The sequence below is a fragment of the Idiomarina fontislapidosi genome, from assembly GCF_003226255.1.
GTDB classification, from domain to species: domain Bacteria; phylum Pseudomonadota; class Gammaproteobacteria; order Enterobacterales; family Alteromonadaceae; genus Idiomarina; species Idiomarina fontislapidosi.
The window spans coordinates 133149-149365 of the sequence record NZ_QJST01000006.1 but is presented as its reverse complement, the minus strand read 5'-3'; the positions used below and the strand labels follow the sequence as shown (position 1 = coordinate 149365).

Sequence of the window (16217 nt, the reverse complement as noted above, 5' to 3'; positions counted from 1 at the left end):
TAGACACTCATTCAAAAGTTGCAATATTTCTTTGTTGCTTACTTTTGCAAGTGCCCACACAGTTTGCTTGGCTTGATATATTGTTAAAGAGCGTTTCTCAGCAGCCTTGCTGCGAGAGGTGCGTATTCTACACACCGTAAGTTTTCTGTCAACACTTTTTTGAAAAAAGATTTTTTAGAAAACTTATGTTTTCGGCGGCTTCGTTGCCTGCCTCGAACGTGGGGCGTATTTTAGATATTTATCTCCGCAGGTCAAGGGCTTTTTTAAACTCTTTTGTTCGTTTGAACAGATTCTCAGCAAATGTAAATAAAGCCAACATAATCCACCCCAAATCTGGCTAATAAGTCAGCAATTCCGCACTTACGCGCCAAAAATGATAAACTAGATCTCATTAATCAGAAGCAACACGTACTCATCATGACCTATAAAACAATTGATACCGCCGAATACCCGGCACAATTCGCCGATAAGGCAAAACGATTAGCAGCGCTATTGTCTCCTTACTATAAAGGTGAGCTGGATTTGCACGAATCCCCACGCAGTCATTACCGTATGCGCGCGGAATTTCGGGTTTGGCATGAACAAGATGATTTGTACTACATAATGTTTAACCCTGAGACCCGTGAAAAGATCCGCATGGACCAATTCGTTCCTGGTTCCGAACTTATCAATACACTAATGACCGCTGTACGCGACTATGTGATCGATAAGCCGATACTCAGAAACAAACTGTTTCAGGTCGACTTTCTTACCACCACTACAAATGAAGCCGTGATTTCGTGCCTTTATCATAAGCAACTGGATAAAGAGTGGGAGGAAGCAGCTGAGCAGATGCATAAAGCTCTGAGTTCTCTTACTGCAAAACTGGGTCTTATCGGACGTGCGCGAAAGCAAAAGCATGTTATCGGTACTGATGAGGTCATCGAATCACTGACGCTCGGTCAACATAGTTGGAAGACTGTGCAGACAGAGAATGCATTTACCCAGCCTAATGCGGCCATTAATCAGCAAATGATCACTTGGGCCATGCATGCTGTTGGCACATCAAGTCACGATCTACTTGAACTTTACTGTGGTAATGGCAATTTCACCCTACCATTGGCGACACAATTTGAACATGTGTTAGCAACTGAGATAAGTAAACGCTCTGTTGCCTCAGCGCAAACCGCTGCGCAAATGAATAAAGTCGATAACGTTGCGTTTGTTCGCATGTCATCAGAGGAATTCAGTGAAGCACTTAAAGGCGATGTCGAAAAACGTCGTTTGCAAGATATTGATTTAACCAGCTATGACTTTGGCACTGTACTGGTCGATCCACCACGTGCGGGTCTTGACGATCTTACCCTTAATGTCGTGAGTGAGTACCAGCGGATACTATACATATCCTGTAATCCTGAAACCTTGATACAAAACATTGAAGCATTGAGTGACAAGTTTGATGTCACCAAGGCAGCACTATTTGATCAGTTCCCCTACACTCATCATATTGAAGCGGGTGTTTTACTCGAACGAAAGGCGGATTAAATGTTCTCGGCTTCGGCGAGCGGGGTTGCTGTCGAAGCCGACAATTTACGCGAACGGCGCAGATTACTGATATGAGCGTAGATAATTAAACCCGCTCCTAATGCGATGATGACAGGCTCGCCCCAAGGACCAAGCAGATCGCGTTGTGAATAAATAAAGGCGCCCGCGACCAAAGGTAACAACAGCGACCATTTACCATGTTGCTTAGCACCACCAATCAATGCAGCCAAGCCAACCACAACACTAATACCAAGAATAGCGTTCTCGAGTAGGTCTTCACCTAAAAATGAAAAACCAATCAACGCCAATAAAGGAAGGATAAGGGGTAATAGCAAACAGTGGATAGCACAAATAGTGGTAATCCAAATACCCGCGCGGTCCAATTTTCGTTGCTTTAAATAAGTCATATGACCCCCTTACCTCAATGAGCGTGTTATATTATAACATACGCACACCGCTAGCAAGGGCGATCACTATTTTTAATATTTAAGCTGACTGATAAGAAAAAGGCAGTACCTGTTCAATTGAGGAAGCATTACACAGAATCATAAGTAACCGATCGACCCCCATCGCAACACCCGCACAACGCGGGAGCCCATGTTTAATTGCTGCTAAGAGTAACTCATCGGCAGCGCGATACGGCAGCTTGGCACTTTGCCGCAATGCAATATCTTTCTCAAAACGTAACGACTGTTCGACTGCGTCCGTCAATTCGTAATAGCCATTTGCCAGTTCAACACCCTGCCAATAAATTTCGAAGCGACGCGCAACTCGTGGATCGTCCGAATCGATTTGAGCTAATGCAGCCTGACTTGAAGGAAAATGCGTAATCGCAACGGGCTGTGATAAGGGCAACTGGGGCTCGATATAAAAGTTAAACGCCACCTGCAATATCGTATCGACGCTATCTTCGCTTACCATCCACGAGTGAGTACGCTCGTCGTCTTTTAAACGCTGGTGAATCGCTTGCACGCCCGAATCAGTTAGCGGATCACATTGCAGGTAATCAATAAAGGCATCTTGGTATCTCAACCGCAATAGAGGCGGCGCCCCCGCTACGCTTGTCAGAAGTGTCTCTATTTCTGCCAGTAATTGCTCATCATCAAAACCAACTCGGTACCATTCCAACATCATAAATTCTGGATTATGGTGGCGTCCGGTTGGATCGTCCCGCACAACGTGACTGAGCTGATAAATACTATGCCCGTATTGTGCTAAAAGCCGTTTCATCGCATATTCTGGCGAAGTCTGGAGATAACGGCAGTTATCCTCACTGTCACGAGTTTCAAGATTTTCAATATGAAGGTCAGTCACGCCATGCTTACAAAGGAGTGGCGTATCAACTTCCAATACATCACGGTCGAAAAAAAACGAACGAAGTTGTCGTAACAACTCCGCTCGCTTTTTTAATGTGTTGAGCGTGGCTTGTGAACGCCAGTCAGCCATTTTAAATTACTTTTGGACGCGCGAGACGTACTCACCAGAGCGAGTGTCTACCTTGATAACTTCACCAATTTGCACGAACAACGGTACACGCACAACCGCGCCGGTAATCAATGTGGCTGGTTTGCCACCAGTACCCGCCGTATCACCTTTTAAACCAGGGTCGGTTTCAGTGATTTCTAGTTCAACGAAGTTAGGTGGTTGAACATTAATCGGATTACCTTCCCACAGCGTGAGCGTACATACGTCTTGTTCAACTAACCATTTCTCTGCTTCACCAACCGCTTTTGCATCTGCGGCAACTTGCTCAAAGGTTTCGTTGTTCATGAAGTGCCAGAACTCACCATCGTTGTACAGATAAGCAAGCTCAAGTTCGATCACATCGGCGCCTTCAACAGACTCGCCTGATTTGAACGTCTTCTCGACTACCTTTCCGCTAATCAGCTTGCGGATTTTAACTCGGTTAAACGCCTGACCTTTACCCGGCTTAACCATCTCATTCTCGACGATAGAGCAAGGCTCACCGTCCTGCATGATCTTCAAGCCACCTTTAAATTCGTTGGTGCTGTAATTCGCCATAAATTTTGTATCCTTGTTTCTCAATACAACTTGATTGCGGCAATAATAAACCAATCAAAGCGGATTTTCAGGTAAAATAATGACATTAATTGTTAAATAGGGAGTCGTGCAATGCAAACCCTTGACGTATCAACGCGCGATGAATGGCAACTTGAACTCGCCAAAAGCTATAAAGATCCGCTCCAGCTGTTGGAAACGCTAGGAATCGATCCCGCGCCGTTCAGCGAACACATTGAGGCAAAGCGCCTATTCTCGTTTCGTGTGCCCCGGCCATTTGTCGCGCTCATGGAGCAAGGTAATCCACATGATCCTTTGTTACGCCAAGTACTGCCGGTTGCTGACGAGTTTGCAGTGACTCCGGGTTATAGCACAGATCCTCTTAATGAAGTCACTGATAAGCACGCCAGTACCGTACCTCAAGGTTTACTTCACAAATACGCGTCGCGGGTTTTGTTACTTGTGCAAGGTGCCTGTGCGATTAACTGTCGTTATTGTTTCCGCCGTCATTATCCCTACGCCGAGGATGTGTTGCCACGTAAGCAGTTTAGTGACTGTGTAGAGTATATACGCCAACACCCAGACATCAATGAGGTCATTTTAAGTGGCGGTGACCCGCTTTTTGCCAACGACAGTTACCTCATTGCGCTGGCCGATCAGCTCGCCGAGCTTAAGCAAATTAAACGGCTACGTATTCATTCGCGGTTGCCCGTTGTGCTCCCGCAACGATTAACTCAACGGCTTGCGGAGCATCTCACCGCGCGTTTTGAACAAGTTATACTGGTCATTCATGCCAACCATGCTAATGAGATCGGTGCGTCACTCAAGCAGCATCTTGCGCGCTGGCGGGACCGAGGCATCACACTATTGAATCAGAGTGTTTTATTGAGGGATATCAACGATGATGCGGACACATTAGCACAACTCAGCGAAAGGCTTTTTGACGCGTCTGTGTTACCCTATTACCTACATCAACTTGACCCGGTTCAAGGAGCTGCGCACTTTGCAGTAAGCGATCAGCGCGCGCGTGAACTTTGGCAACAAGTCAATGCGCAGTTGCCTGGCTTTTTAGTGCCTAAATTGGTTCGCGAAATTCCTAACCGTGACAGTAAAACACCCATCATGCCGAGCGAATGAGGAAACTTAACGATGAGTGAAGCAATCGACCGCGTTGACAACCAATTGCAAGAGCACCTACGTGTGCTGTACCGCCAAGTTGTCGATGCCGACCAGTATCTAGATGACTTACGTGAACAAGGAAAAGCAAAATTCGACAGCATTTTTGTTGAACAAGCGGTCTTTGAGACCAAAGGCAACCGCTTTCAACCTTACCTTCAGGAAGTCACCAAGAATGTTCAAACATGGCAACTGGAGCGCGATAACGAAGCGTTGTTAAAAACGATTGTTGAACAACTCCAGCTGCTCACAGAAACCTTGGCGCGCCTTAAGCAGCTCCGCCAGGCTGGTTAGCTTTTATTTGCTCGGAGAAGGTTTCTCTAAACCAGTCTTCGAGCATCTTATGTTCATAGTAATTGATATTCCGCTGACGCTTAATCGACGCCATACTGCTCATATCAAATCCCATATCCTTCACAACCACAGAATCTTCTTTAATGACCTCGCCTTGATCATCGATCAATTTGTACGTCAAATTCATGCGCGGAAAATCAATGGGCCGTACAACGCGAATATACGAGGTGGCACTTTGCCCAAATGTCGGCTCGACACGCCCCGTTAAATCAACGTCAGTCACCGTCACATCAAATGTCTGACCTTTTGGCAGTAAGCCAGCCAATTCATTGAACTTTTCAGTAAAGTCTTCTTTCGTTTTTTCTTGGAAACGCGACTCAATGCCTGTTGCTGGCGAAAAGTCTGTGTACTTTTCAACATTCTTGAACGTTACTTTCGCCTCGCCGGCCAACACAGTCGTTGCCATAAAAGATAGCGGAATCAACGCTGTAATCAGTATCCTTTTCATAATCACCTCCATCGGTAATTGACTCACAAGGTTTGACTACAATATAACCAAAAGATTCCCGAAACACATGGGCAAACAAAAAAAGAGCCCCGCAGGGCTCTTTTTTGAGTGTTCAGAAGGTTGAACGGCGAATTACATCATGCCGCCCATACCGCCCATGCCACCCATGTCGCCCATGCCACCAGCAGACTCATCGTCTTTTGGTACTTCAGCGACCATCGCTTCGGTAGTGATCATCAATGAACCCACCGATGCTGCGAACTGAAGTGCAGAGCGAGTTACTTTAGTTGGGTCAAGAATACCCATCTCTAGCATATCGCCATAAGTGTCGTTACCCGCGTTGTAACCGAAGTTACCTTCGCCTTCACGTACACGGTTTGCGACGACAGACGCTTCAGCACCCGCGTTGTATGCGATTTGACGAAGTGGAGCTTCCATCGCACGTAGCATCATACGAATGCCTACGTTTTGCTCTTCGTTGTCGCCCGTTAGATCCGCTAACTTGCTTGCAGCGCGAACCAACGCAACACCACCACCAGGTACAACACCTTCTTCGACAGCAGCACGGGTTGCGTGCAATGCGTCTTCGACACGTGCTTTCTTCTCTTTCATCTCAACTTCGGTCGCTGCGCCAACTTTGATAACCGCAACACCGCCGGCGAGTTTAGCAAGACGTTCTTGCAGTTTTTCGCGGTCGTAATCAGATGAAGTGTCTTCCATCTGCTGTTTGATTTGCGTTACACGACCTTCAATCGCTGCATCGTCACCGTTACCGTCAACAACAGTGGTGTTGTCTTTGGTAATAACAACACGCTTAGCAGTACCCAAGTCTTCAAGCTGAGTTTTCTCAAGTTCCATGCCGATTTCTTCAGAAACGACCGTACCACCCGTCAATACCGCGATGTCTTGCAGCATGGCTTTACGACGGTCACCAAAACCAGGTGCCTTCACGGCTGCAACTTTCACGATGCCACGCATGTTGTTAACAACCAAGGTCGCCAACGCTTCGCCTTCAACGTCTTCAGCGATGATAAGCAAAGGCTTACCTGCTTTAGAAACGCCTTCAAGTACAGGTAACAACTCGCGAATGTTCGAAACTTTCTTATCAACGAGCAAGATGAACGGGTTATCTAGTTCAACAGAACCGCTTTCTTGATTGTTGATGAAGTATGGTGACAAGTAACCACGGTCAAACTGCATACCTTCAACGACATCAAGCTCATCTTGTAATGCTTGACCTTCTTCAACAGTGATAACGCCTTCTTGGCCGACTTTATCCATTGCTTTCGCAATGATTTCGCCGATCGTGCTATCAGAGTTAGCTGAGATAGTACCTACCTGTGCGATCGCTTTGCTGTCGGCACATGGCTGAGAAATTTTCTTCAACTCTTCAACAGCCGCAGTAACTGCTTTATCGATACCACGTTTCAGATCCATCGGGTTCATACCCGCAGCAACGGCTTTAACACCTTCGTTCACGATAGCTTGCGCTAAAACGGTCGCAGTCGTCGTTCCGTCACCTGCTTCGTCGTTCGCTTTTGAGGCAACTTCTTTGACCATCTGTGCGCCCATGTTTTCGAACTTGTCTTCAAGCTCGATTTCTTTCGCTACAGAAACACCATCTTTAGTGATGCTTGGTGCGCCGAATGATTTGTCTAAAACAACGTTACGGCCTTTAGGACCTAAGGTCACTTTAACCGCGTCTGCAAGGGTGTTTACACCTTTCAACATTCTTTGACGCGCGTTATTGCCAAATTTTACTTCTTTTGCTGCCATTTTTTGATTCCTCTTAACTGTACTCTTAGAGACTGTTTAGATTCGGCTTACTCTTGGATAGCCAAGATGTCGCTTTCGCTCATGATCAGGTATTCTTCGCCGTCAATTTTTTCAGTCTTAACGCCGTACCCTTCATTGAAAAGCACTTTGTCACCCACTTTAACGTCAAGTGGACGTACTTCACCGCTCTCTAAGATGCGTCCGTTGCCAACGGCAACGACTTCACCACGCGTTGATTTTTCTGCTGCTGAGCCAGTTAGAACAATACCGCCTGCCGATTTTGCTTCGACTTCGATACGCTTGATAATGACTCGGTCGTGTAAAGGACGAAGTTTCATTTCTCGATAACTCCTTAACCTATTGTTGTTGATAAAACCCACTCGGTGGGCGTTAAAATTTAGCTGTGACCTTTAAATGGGGTATGATTTTCTGTTATCAAGGTTTGCAAGAAAATTTTTTTCATCATATTCGAGGTGAACATGACCACTCCCATCCGCATGGTTTACACCACTACCGACGATGGCGACGTTGCTGATAAACTCGCTAAAGCAATGATTGAGCGACGTTTAGCCGCTTGCGTAAAAATCGTGCCCAAGGTGAGTTCTTACTATCGCTGGGAAGATAAAGTTCAGTGCGACAGTGAATACTGGTTGGTGATTAAAACCCATCATTGGCAGGTCGCGAACCTTAAGCAGTTTATTAGTGAGCAACACAACTACGACTCACCCGAGTTTATCGTTACCGAAGTTGTCGATGGGTTAGAGTCATATTTAGACTGGGTCGAGGTACAAACCAAGCCATGAATAAAACATGTTCGGCTTTTTTAGTGGCGCTAGTATCTTGGTTTTTACTTACAAGTCATGCGTTTGCACAGAATAGCAACCTATTCAGCCAGCAACCTGAATTTTTAACCGTCGACCAAGCGTTTACTATTCAAGTTGTGAATGATTCGCCGCTCACCATTGGCATCGAAATTCAGCCAGGTTATTACTTGTATCAACACGCGTTTAAGATTACACCTGCATCGGCCGTTAAACGCCCTATCGATTATCCACCAGCCGAACCCCACGTTGACGAGTTTTTTGGCGAAACCAAAATTTACCGCAATTACGTTGAGCTCACTTATGATCTCAATGACTCGGTCAACTCAGTCGACTTTCACTATCAAGGCTGCGCTGACGCCGGTTTATGCTATCCACCCGAAACACACACGATAACATTACAAAACGATGCCAATGAGCAATCTCCCGCTCTCTTGGCTGATGAGGTGGCCAATACGCTGGTTAAACACGTTGACTTAGCCACACTCGGACTCTTCTTTTTACTCGGCATTGGGCTGGCGTTTACGCCTTGTGTGTTTCCCATGTACCCGATCATCTCTGCAACGGTGGTTGGCGATAAGCCGAAGACATTAAAAAACCTTGTCTTACTCGCCTTTGTCTATGTACAGGGAATGTCAATTACATATTCATTGCTGGGCTTGATTGTTGCTTCAATGGGCATGCAGTTTCAGGCGTATTTTCAACACCCTGTTATCATTGGAGTGCTTGCGGTTGCATTTGCTTTGTTTGCGATGAGCATGCTCGGGATCGTTAACTTCCAGTTACCTAGCGCTTGGCAATCCCGACTCGACAATATAAGCCGCCAACAACGCAGTGGAAGAATTGCGGGTGTCTTTTCTATTGGGGTCATTTCTGGATTAGTCGCGTCGCCCTGTACGACGGCCCCGTTAAGCGGTGCACTGCTGTTCGTTGCACAAACAGGCGACTTACTTTCCGGCGCACTGCTGCTTTATGTATTGAGCTTGGGCATGGGCTTACCCTTAATTATATTCGCGGCATCAGGCGGCCGACTACTGCCCAAAGCAGGTGCGTGGATGAATATCATCAAGCACTTACTCGGTTGGTTACTACTCGCCGCGGTGGTGTTCCTCCTTGAGCGGCTATTATCGGATATTCTCAGCTTTGTGTTGTGGCTCACCTACTTCGCTGCATTGGCAACCTATATGGGCCGACATGTTCTTGATCTGAAACACCCATTGAGCCGTGCACTCCTCTTTATATTAGTCACCGCGACGGCTGTAGCTGGCAGTTACTGGCAAGTCGATAAATATTACGCAGTGAAGCAATCTCATGGCTTTTTCGCCCGCGTTGAATCGAGCACAGCGCTGACTCAACAACTTGAGCAAGCACGTCAATCACAACAATGGGTGATGGTCGATCTTTACGCGGACTGGTGTGTAGCGTGCAAGGAATTCGAGCAATATACGTTTTCGCGTTCATCCGTTCAAAACGCATTAAGTGACTTCAAGAAACTTCAGATTGATGTCACTGACAATACGGCGGACCATCAGCAGTTACTGAACCGCTATCAAGTACTTGGTCTTCCGACATTACTGTTCTTTTCCCCCAATGGAGAGGAACTGACACAGTGGCGCGTAACCGGCTTTTTGGATGAAGATGCGTTCAATGAACATTTACAAAAGATGAAAGACACTGCAAACTAGAGTTTGCGGCTAAAATCGCTGATAAGACCAGTATTTTACTGCAAACTAGCGCAACTCAACTATAATGCAAAAAGTTTTGTGAAAATGGCGGTGAAATTTCATTTAACCGCCATTAATTTTTGATTTTTAACATGTTCGTAACTTTTGGCGGCAATATGCAAAACACTTCTCGACAAAAAAAGCATATTTTGGTTTTAAACGGACCCAACTTGAACTTATTGGGGCGTCGCGAGCCAAATATATACGGACATGAAACACTGAAAGATGTTGAGCAACTACTCCACACACAAGCAAGTACATTGGGTGTGACGCTCGAATGCAAGCAAAGCAACCGTGAATATGAACTCATTGAATGGGTGCATGAGGCAGTAAACAACGCCCAAATGATTATCATCAATCCCGGCGCTTTCGCACATACGAGTGTCGCGCTTAGAGACGCGTTACTGGGTGTGGGTATACCTTTTTATGAAGTTCACATCTCCAATATTTATCGTCGCGAAGCATTTCGTCACCACTCGTACTTGGCAGACATCGCCGAAGGTGTGATCAGTGGCTTCGGGATTTACGGTTACGAGCTTGCATTAGCGGCTGCTAATCGGCTCATCGATTCAACTCTAGAAAAATAAATTAGAGGTTAAAAAGCACCATGGATATCCGCAAGATTAAAAAACTCATTGAGTTAGTTGAAGAATCGGGCATTTCTGAATTAGAAATCACTGAAGGCGAAGAATCGGTTCGCATCAATCGTTACAGCCCACAGCCAGCGCAAGCACCTATCCAATACAGTGCAGCGCCTCAACAAGCTGCGCCTGCGCCAGCACCGCAAGGTTCTGACAATGCTGCAGCAGCGGAATCTGAAGAAATTTCAGGCCATATCGTTCGTTCACCGATGGTAGGAACTTTTTACGAAGCACCTTCACCTGACGCGAGCCCGTTTGTAACTGTAGGCTCACGCGTCAATGCGGGCGACACTTTGTGCATCGTCGAAGCAATGAAGATGATGAACCAAATCGAAGCGGATAAAAGTGGCGTAATTAAGCAAATCTTGGTCGAGAACGAAGAGCCAGTTGAGTTTGATCAGCCTCTGTTCGTCATTGAGTAAGAATAAACCAGGAACGCATCATGTTAGATAAAGTGGTCATAGCAAACCGCGGCGAAATTGCACTTCGCATTTTGCGCGCGTGTAAAGAGCTTGGCATTAAAACGGTGGCTGTTCATTCAACGGTCGACCGAAACCTTAAGCACGTCTTATTAGCCGACGAAGCTATTTGTATTGGTAAAGCACCTGCATCAGAGAGTTACCTTGATATTCCACGAATTATCAGTGCAGCAGAAATTACCGATGCAGCGGCCATCCATCCAGGCTACGGCTTCCTTGCTGAAAACGCTGATTTCGCTGAGCAAGTTGAAAAATCAGGTTTTGTTTTCGTGGGTCCGACGGCAGACGTGATTCGCTTAATGGGCGATAAAGTGTCCGCAATTAAGGCCATGAAAAAGGCGGGTGTACCTTGTGTACCGGGTTCTGATGGTCCTTTGGACGACGATGACGAACGTAACATCAAATTAGCGAAACGCATCGGCTATCCGATTATCATCAAAGCAGCAGGTGGCGGCGGTGGTCGCGGTATGCGTGTTGTGCGTCAGGAAAGCGAACTCTTGAGTGCTATCCGCATGACTCAAAACGAGGCGCGTGCAGCTTTCGGTAACCCAGTCGTGTACATGGAGAAGTTCCTTGAGAATCCACGCCATGTCGAAGTCCAAGTACTCGCCGATGGTCAGGGAAATGCGGTTCATTTAGGTGAGCGTGATTGCTCAATGCAGCGTCGCCACCAAAAGGTTGTCGAAGAAGCGCCAGCGCCGGGTATTACTCCTGAAATGCGCAAATTCATTGGCGAGCGCTGTGCAAAAGCCTGTATCGAAATTGGCTATCGTGGCGCCGGTACCTTTGAATTCTTATACGAAAACGGTGAGTTCTACTTCATTGAGATGAACACCCGTATTCAGGTTGAGCACCCAGTAACTGAGATGGTCACGGGTATTGATCTGATTAAAGAGCAATTGCGCATCGCAGCGGGTCGCCAATTATCCTTTAATCAAGAGGATGTGGTTATTCGTGGTCACGCGGTTGAGTGCCGTATCAACGCGGAAGATCCCGATACCTTTGTACCGTCTCCAGGTCAAATCACTCGTTTCCACTCACCGGGTGGGTTTGGTGTACGTTGGGATTCACATGTGTATGCGGATTACAAAGTACCACCGAACTATGACTCAATGATTGGCAAGCTCATTACATACGGTGAAAACCGTGACATCGCTATTGCCCGTATGCGCAATGCGTTAAGTGAACTGATCATCGAGAATATCAAGACTAATATCCCATTACAGAAATCCATCATGGCTGATGAGAACTTCCAACACGGTGGTACTAACATTCACTACCTTGAGAAAAAACTTGGCCTTGGGGGTCACTAAACGGTGCCCTGGATTCAACTCACGTTATCAAGCTCCGAAGAGCATGCGCCCCAAGTTGGGGACATGCTCATGGCTAATGGCGCACAAGCCGTCACTTATCGTGATGCCGCTGATACACCGATTTTTGAGCCACCGTTAGGCAAAGTGCTACTTTGGAAGCAGACATTAGTGACCGGCTTATTTGACGCTAGCCTCGACATGAAGCCTGTCGTCGCCAACCTCGAAAAAGCCAAGGTTCTGTCCAAACCCTTACAGTACAAGCTGGATGGACTGGAAGATAAAGATTGGGAACTGGAATGGATGGATAATTTCCACCCCATTCAATTTGGCGATCGACTCTGGATCTGCCCAACATGGCGCGATATTCCCGATCCTAACGCCGTCAACATTTTGCTCGATCCAGGCATGGCATTTGGCACCGGCACACACCCGACGACAGCGATGTGTCTTGAGTGGCTCGATGCCAATGTTAAGGGCGGTGAGCAAGTCGTCGACTTTGGCTGTGGATCGGGTATTTTGGGCATTGCTGCGCTCAAACTGGGTTCAGCAAAGGCGATGGGGATCGACATTGATAAACAAGCGCTGCTCTCGACACAAGAGAACGCAGAGCGTAATCAAGTTGCCGACCAATTTGATGTGTTCCTTCCCGAACAGCATCCCAATGCGCAAGCCGACCTTGTTTTAGCGAATGTACTCGCAGGGCCTTTACGTGAGCTATCAGATATCATCAAAGGTTTTGTAAAGCCTGGCGGGCGCCTAGTGCTCTCGGGCATACTCGAGCGCCAAGCGCAATCGGTGATGGACGCCTACGCGCCAGAAATCGAATTTGAAACACCAACTCAACAAGAAGAATGGGTGATGTTGGCAGGATACCGCGCAGAGTGACTCTGCGCGACTTTTGTCAATAGTAAAAAATTAAAAAAAGACCTAATTTGCATACTTTTTAGCCTTTTCTTTATCCCATAAATTCCATAAAATTCTCCCCCTTTTCGCTGAGTAGTTTTTAACCGATGCGGATTGGTTCATATTCTTTGCCAAATAACCTGATTTTAGCGCCGATGGCGGGGGTCACTGATCAACCGTTCCGGCAGCTTTGCTATAAGCTAGGCGCAGGGATGACAGTCTCAGAAATGCTGTCAAGTAATCCGAAGGTCTGGCAAACAGATAAATCCATGCAACGCATGGACCACTCTGGTGAGCTCGGTATCCGGTCGGTACAAATTGCTGGCTCTGAACCTGAACTAATGGCTCAAGCAGCGAAAATAAATGTCAGCCAAGGCGCCCAGATCATTGATATCAATATGGGTTGCCCGGCAAAAAAAGTGAATAAAAAGCTCGCGGGATCAGCGTTAATGCAACACCCGGAGCTTGTAGAACACATTTTAACAGCAGTGGTTGAAGCGGTTGATGTACCCGTCACGTTAAAAACGCGAACAGGTTGGAACCCAGACCACAAAAACGGAATTGAAATTGCTCAGATTGCCGAGCGGTGTGGTATTCAGGCTCTAGCCATACACGGACGCACACGTGCGTGCATGTATAAAGGTGAAGCAGAGTACAATACGATTCGCGCGATTAAAGAGACGGTCTCGATTCCGGTCATTGCTAACGGAGATATCACGTCACCGGAGCAGGCAGCGCACGTGCTTAAATATACGGGTGCCGACGCCATCATGATTGGACGGGGTGCCCAGGGAAACCCTTGGATATTTAAGCAAATACAGCACTTCCTTGAGTACGGAGAGCATTTGCAAGCCCCTCCGCTCGAAGAAGTTGCACGTACTGTGGTAGAACATGTTAAAGCCTTACATCAGTTCTACGGCGAGTATAAAGGTGTGCGAATAGCTCGCAAGCACGTTGGCTGGTATCTCAATGAGCGCCCTAACGGACGCGAATTTCGCCAAGCGTTTAACGGTATTGAAGAAGCTGAACAGCAGATTAATACCCTGGAACATTATTTTTTGTCACTGTAGGAAAGAGATAAGCGCATTATGTTTGATCAAAACCCAAATCGTGAGAACACATCTCCTTTAACCACTATTGGAAATAACTCACAACCAAAGCCGTTACGTGACTCAGTCAAACAAGCTATCAACAGCTTCTTACGTCAATTAGACGGTCAAGATCCAGAAGAATTGTATGAGCTTGTATTATCAGAAGTAGAAGCGCCTCTACTTGAAGAAGTTATGACTTACACCCGAGGGAATCAAACGCGCGCAGCCACAATGCTTGGAATCAACCGTGGAACTTTACGCAAAAAATTAAAGAAATACGGCATGAACTAATTGCCTATTCTACAAGAGCGCCTTCTGGCGCTCTTTTTTTTACTAAACTGTCCATTAATTGTAATTCAAATTAAGGCTTTATAATGACGACCCCAGCTATCAAACGTGCTCTTTTAAGTGTTTCAGATAAAACCGGTATCGTGGAGTTTGCCAAGCAACTTGCATCGCGCGGCGTAGAACTCCTTTCTACAGGCGGTACCGCCAAGCTGTTACGCGACTCCGGCCTAACCGTCAAAGATGTCTCGGACCACACGGGTCATCCAGAGATAATGGATGGCCGTGTAAAAACACTTCATCCAAAGGTTCATGGCGGTATCTTGGGCCGTCGTGATGTCGACCAAGCGGTCATGGAAACTCACGGTATAGCACCTATCGATATGGTCGTTGTTAATCTTTATCCGTTCGCAAAGACTGTCGCTCAAGACGACTGTAGTTTCGAAGACGCAATTGAAAATATCGATATTGGCGGACCTACTATGGTGCGCGCTGCTGCCAAAAACCACAAAGACGTTACGATCGTGGTTAACAGTGACGACTACGATCAAGTGCTCGCCGAAATGGCACAGCATAATGGTGCAGTATCTGCCGAGAAACGTTTCGAACTCGCAGTGTCCGCGTTTGAGCACACCGCGCAATATGACGGCATGATTGCTAATTACTTGGGCGGTCGTTTGCGTGGCGAGGCGGCATTCCCGCGCACATATAACCTACAGTTCGACCATAAGCAGAGCCTACGCTACGGTGAGAACAGCCACCAACAAGCGGCATTCTATACCGAGCACAATGCGCCCGCAGGTACCGTATCAAGTGCCAAGCAATTGCAAGGCAAAGCATTATCGTTCAACAACATCGCTGATACCGATGCGGCACTTGAATGTGTGAAGAGCTTCACTCAACCCGCCTGTGTTATCGTCAAACATGCCAACCCCTGTGGTGTGGCTGTCGCAGACACTATCGAGCAAGCCTACCAACGCGCCTTCAAAACCGATCCGACTTCAGCATTCGGCGGCATTATTGCGTTCAACCGTCCACTCGACGAAACAACCGCTAAAGCAATCATTGACCAGCAATTTGTCGAAGTCATCATTGCCCCAGCGGTCAGTGATGCAGCGCAAGCAATCGTAGCCGCTAAAAAGAATGTTCGTCTCCTTGCTTGCGGTGACTGGTCAGAAGAGTCTGCGCAATGGGATTACAAACGCGTAGCAGGCGGTTTGCTGGTGCAAGAAGCAGACGCGCAAGACGTCGATGAATCACAACTGCGCGTAGTCTCAAAAGTCGCACCTACCGATGAGCAAATGGCCGACCTGCGTTTCTGCTGGAAAGTCGCTAAGTTCGTCAAATCAAATGCTATCGTATACGCAAAAGAGGGTGCCACAATCGGCGTTGGCGCCGGTCAAATGAGTCGTGTCTACAGCGCCAAAATTGCGGGTATTAAAGCAAATGATGAGGGTCTCGATGTACCAGGCTCAGTGATGGCATCCGATGCATTCTTCCCATTCCGTGATGGCATTGACGCCGCTGCCGAAGCAGGCATCAAAGCTATTATTCAGCCGGGTGGTTCGATTCGTGACGAAGAAATCATTGCCGCCGCTGATGAACACGGTATTGCGATGGTGTTTACGGGAATGCGCCATTTCCGTCATTAATCCGTAGGTAA

General features: G+C 47.0%; 18 protein-coding genes. 12 read left to right on the top strand and 6 right to left on the bottom strand.

All coding sequences use genetic code 11. From position 1 onward, the window contains the following. Window positions 1–417: 417 nt before the first annotated feature. A complete protein-coding gene (trmA, locus tag DFP83_RS08185) occupies window positions 418–1524 on the top strand; it encodes a tRNA (uridine(54)-C5)-methyltransferase TrmA (protein WP_110574679.1) in 1107 nt (368 codons plus the stop codon). On the opposite strand, the gene DFP83_RS08180 is transcribed toward trmA, so the two are convergent. The 3 genes from DFP83_RS08180 to efp form a co-directional block, all read right to left on the bottom strand. Beyond that, a complete protein-coding gene (locus DFP83_RS08180) occupies window positions 1521–1931 on the bottom strand; it encodes a MerC domain-containing protein (protein WP_110574677.1) in 411 nt (136 codons plus the stop codon). The two genes, trmA and DFP83_RS08180, sit on opposite strands and share 4 nt — an antisense overlap. A 79-nt stretch (window positions 1932–2010) precedes the next feature. Next, window positions 2011–2970, bottom strand: coding sequence for an EF-P lysine aminoacylase EpmA (gene epmA, locus DFP83_RS08175; RefSeq protein WP_110574675.1), 960 nt, complete (start codon window positions 2968–2970; stop codon window positions 2011–2013). Window positions 2971–2976: 6 nt separating this feature from the next. Continuing rightward, window positions 2977–3546 (bottom strand): elongation factor P, encoded by a 570-nt coding sequence (efp, locus tag DFP83_RS08170; protein WP_110574673.1) that lies wholly within the window; start codon window positions 3544–3546, stop codon window positions 2977–2979. A 111-nt stretch (window positions 3547–3657) separates the two neighbouring features. On the opposite strand from efp, the gene epmB reads away from it, so the two are divergent. Then, a complete protein-coding gene (gene epmB / locus DFP83_RS08165) occupies window positions 3658–4680 on the top strand; it encodes an EF-P beta-lysylation protein EpmB (RefSeq protein WP_110574672.1) in 1023 nt (340 codons plus the stop codon). Window positions 4681–4692: 12 nt separating this feature from the next. Further along, window positions 4693–5013: a hypothetical protein gene (locus DFP83_RS08160; RefSeq protein ID WP_110574670.1), complete on the top strand. Its 321-nt coding sequence runs from the start codon at window positions 4693–4695 to the stop codon at window positions 5011–5013. Here DFP83_RS08160 and DFP83_RS08155 read toward each other — a convergent pair. The 3 genes from DFP83_RS08155 to DFP83_RS08145 all read right to left on the bottom strand — a co-directional run bounded on the left by DFP83_RS08155 (window position 4988) and on the right by DFP83_RS08145 (window position 7635). Next, window positions 4988–5521 (bottom strand): DUF3016 domain-containing protein, encoded by a 534-nt coding sequence (locus DFP83_RS08155; RefSeq protein WP_110574668.1) that lies wholly within the window; start codon window positions 5519–5521, stop codon window positions 4988–4990. The two genes, DFP83_RS08160 and DFP83_RS08155, sit on opposite strands and share 26 nt — an antisense overlap. 132 nt (window positions 5522–5653) lie before the next feature. Then, complete coding sequence (gene groL, locus DFP83_RS08150; protein ID WP_110574666.1) at window positions 5654–7297, bottom strand: chaperonin GroEL; 1644 nt, start codon at window positions 7295–7297, stop codon at window positions 5654–5656. Between the two features lie 47 nt (window positions 7298–7344). After that, window positions 7345–7635: a co-chaperone GroES gene (locus DFP83_RS08145; RefSeq protein ID WP_006954340.1), complete on the bottom strand. Its 291-nt coding sequence runs from the start codon at window positions 7633–7635 to the stop codon at window positions 7345–7347. A gap of 141 nt (window positions 7636–7776) precedes the next feature. Between DFP83_RS08145 and cutA the strand changes: the two genes are divergently transcribed. The 9 genes from cutA (at window position 7777) to purH (ending at window position 16206) form a co-directional block, all read left to right on the top strand. Then, on the top strand, window positions 7777–8100 hold the full coding sequence (gene cutA, locus DFP83_RS08140) for a divalent-cation tolerance protein CutA (RefSeq protein ID WP_110574664.1): 324 nt from the start codon (window positions 7777–7779) through the stop codon (window positions 8098–8100). Beyond that, window positions 8097–9803: a protein-disulfide reductase DsbD gene (locus tag DFP83_RS08135; protein ID WP_110574662.1), complete on the top strand. Its 1707-nt coding sequence runs from the start codon at window positions 8097–8099 to the stop codon at window positions 9801–9803. The genes cutA and DFP83_RS08135 overlap by 4 nt, the downstream gene beginning before the upstream one ends. 155 nt (window positions 9804–9958) lie before the next feature. After that, on the top strand, window positions 9959–10429 hold the full coding sequence (gene aroQ / locus DFP83_RS08130) for a type II 3-dehydroquinate dehydratase (protein WP_198679844.1): 471 nt from the start codon (window positions 9959–9961) through the stop codon (window positions 10427–10429). A gap of 20 nt (window positions 10430–10449) precedes the next feature. Continuing rightward, a complete protein-coding gene (accB, locus tag DFP83_RS08125) occupies window positions 10450–10905 on the top strand; it encodes an acetyl-CoA carboxylase biotin carboxyl carrier protein (RefSeq protein ID WP_110574658.1) in 456 nt (151 codons plus the stop codon). A gap of 20 nt (window positions 10906–10925) precedes the next feature. Further along, complete coding sequence (accC, locus tag DFP83_RS08120) at window positions 10926–12275, top strand: acetyl-CoA carboxylase biotin carboxylase subunit (protein WP_110574656.1); 1350 nt, start codon at window positions 10926–10928, stop codon at window positions 12273–12275. Between the two features lie 3 nt (window positions 12276–12278). Beyond that, a complete protein-coding gene (gene prmA, locus DFP83_RS08115; RefSeq protein WP_110574654.1) occupies window positions 12279–13160 on the top strand; it encodes a 50S ribosomal protein L11 methyltransferase in 882 nt (293 codons plus the stop codon). Between the two features lie 125 nt (window positions 13161–13285). Then, the gene (gene dusB / locus DFP83_RS08110; RefSeq protein ID WP_110574652.1) at window positions 13286–14248 is read left to right on the top strand and encodes a tRNA dihydrouridine synthase DusB; all 963 of its coding nucleotides are present in this window, start codon (window positions 13286–13288) and stop codon (window positions 14246–14248) included. Between the two features lie 18 nt (window positions 14249–14266). Beyond that, complete coding sequence (gene fis / locus DFP83_RS08105) at window positions 14267–14560, top strand: DNA-binding transcriptional regulator Fis (RefSeq protein ID WP_006954357.1); 294 nt, start codon at window positions 14267–14269, stop codon at window positions 14558–14560. 83 nt (window positions 14561–14643) lie between these two features. Further along, window positions 14644–16206 carry a bifunctional phosphoribosylaminoimidazolecarboxamide formyltransferase/IMP cyclohydrolase gene (gene purH, locus DFP83_RS08100; RefSeq protein ID WP_110574650.1) on the top strand — a complete coding sequence of 521 codons (1563 nt, stop codon included), beginning with the start codon at window positions 14644–14646 and terminating at the stop codon, window positions 16204–16206. Window positions 16207–16217 lie beyond the last annotated feature (11 nt).

Coding starts and splice junctions, on each gene's coding strand:
- trmA (WP_110574679.1), top strand. CDS start 418: ATGACCTATAAAACAATTGATACCGCCGAATACCCGGCACAATTCGCC.
- DFP83_RS08180 (WP_110574677.1), bottom strand. CDS start 1,931: ATGACTTATTTAAAGCAACGAAAATTGGACCGCGCGGGTATTTGGATT.
- epmA (WP_110574675.1), bottom strand. CDS start 2,970: ATGGCTGACTGGCGTTCACAAGCCACGCTCAACACATTAAAAAAGCGA.
- efp (WP_110574673.1), bottom strand. CDS start 3,546: ATGGCGAATTACAGCACCAACGAATTTAAAGGTGGCTTGAAGATCATG.
- epmB (WP_110574672.1), top strand. CDS start 3,658: ATGCAAACCCTTGACGTATCAACGCGCGATGAATGGCAACTTGAACTC.
- DFP83_RS08160 (WP_110574670.1), top strand. CDS start 4,693: ATGAGTGAAGCAATCGACCGCGTTGACAACCAATTGCAAGAGCACCTA.
- DFP83_RS08155 (WP_110574668.1), bottom strand. CDS start 5,521: ATGAAAAGGATACTGATTACAGCGTTGATTCCGCTATCTTTTATGGCA.
- groL (WP_110574666.1), bottom strand. CDS start 7,297: ATGGCAGCAAAAGAAGTAAAATTTGGCAATAACGCGCGTCAAAGAATG.
- DFP83_RS08145 (WP_006954340.1), bottom strand. CDS start 7,635: ATGAAACTTCGTCCTTTACACGACCGAGTCATTATCAAGCGTATCGAA.
- cutA (WP_110574664.1), top strand. CDS start 7,777: ATGACCACTCCCATCCGCATGGTTTACACCACTACCGACGATGGCGAC.
- DFP83_RS08135 (WP_110574662.1), top strand. CDS start 8,097: ATGAATAAAACATGTTCGGCTTTTTTAGTGGCGCTAGTATCTTGGTTT.
- aroQ (WP_198679844.1), top strand. CDS start 9,959: ATGCAAAACACTTCTCGACAAAAAAAGCATATTTTGGTTTTAAACGGA.
- accB (WP_110574658.1), top strand. CDS start 10,450: ATGGATATCCGCAAGATTAAAAAACTCATTGAGTTAGTTGAAGAATCG.
- accC (WP_110574656.1), top strand. CDS start 10,926: ATGTTAGATAAAGTGGTCATAGCAAACCGCGGCGAAATTGCACTTCGC.
- dusB (WP_110574652.1), top strand. CDS start 13,286: ATGCGGATTGGTTCATATTCTTTGCCAAATAACCTGATTTTAGCGCCG.
- fis (WP_006954357.1), top strand. CDS start 14,267: ATGTTTGATCAAAACCCAAATCGTGAGAACACATCTCCTTTAACCACT.
- purH (WP_110574650.1), top strand. CDS start 14,644: ATGACGACCCCAGCTATCAAACGTGCTCTTTTAAGTGTTTCAGATAAA.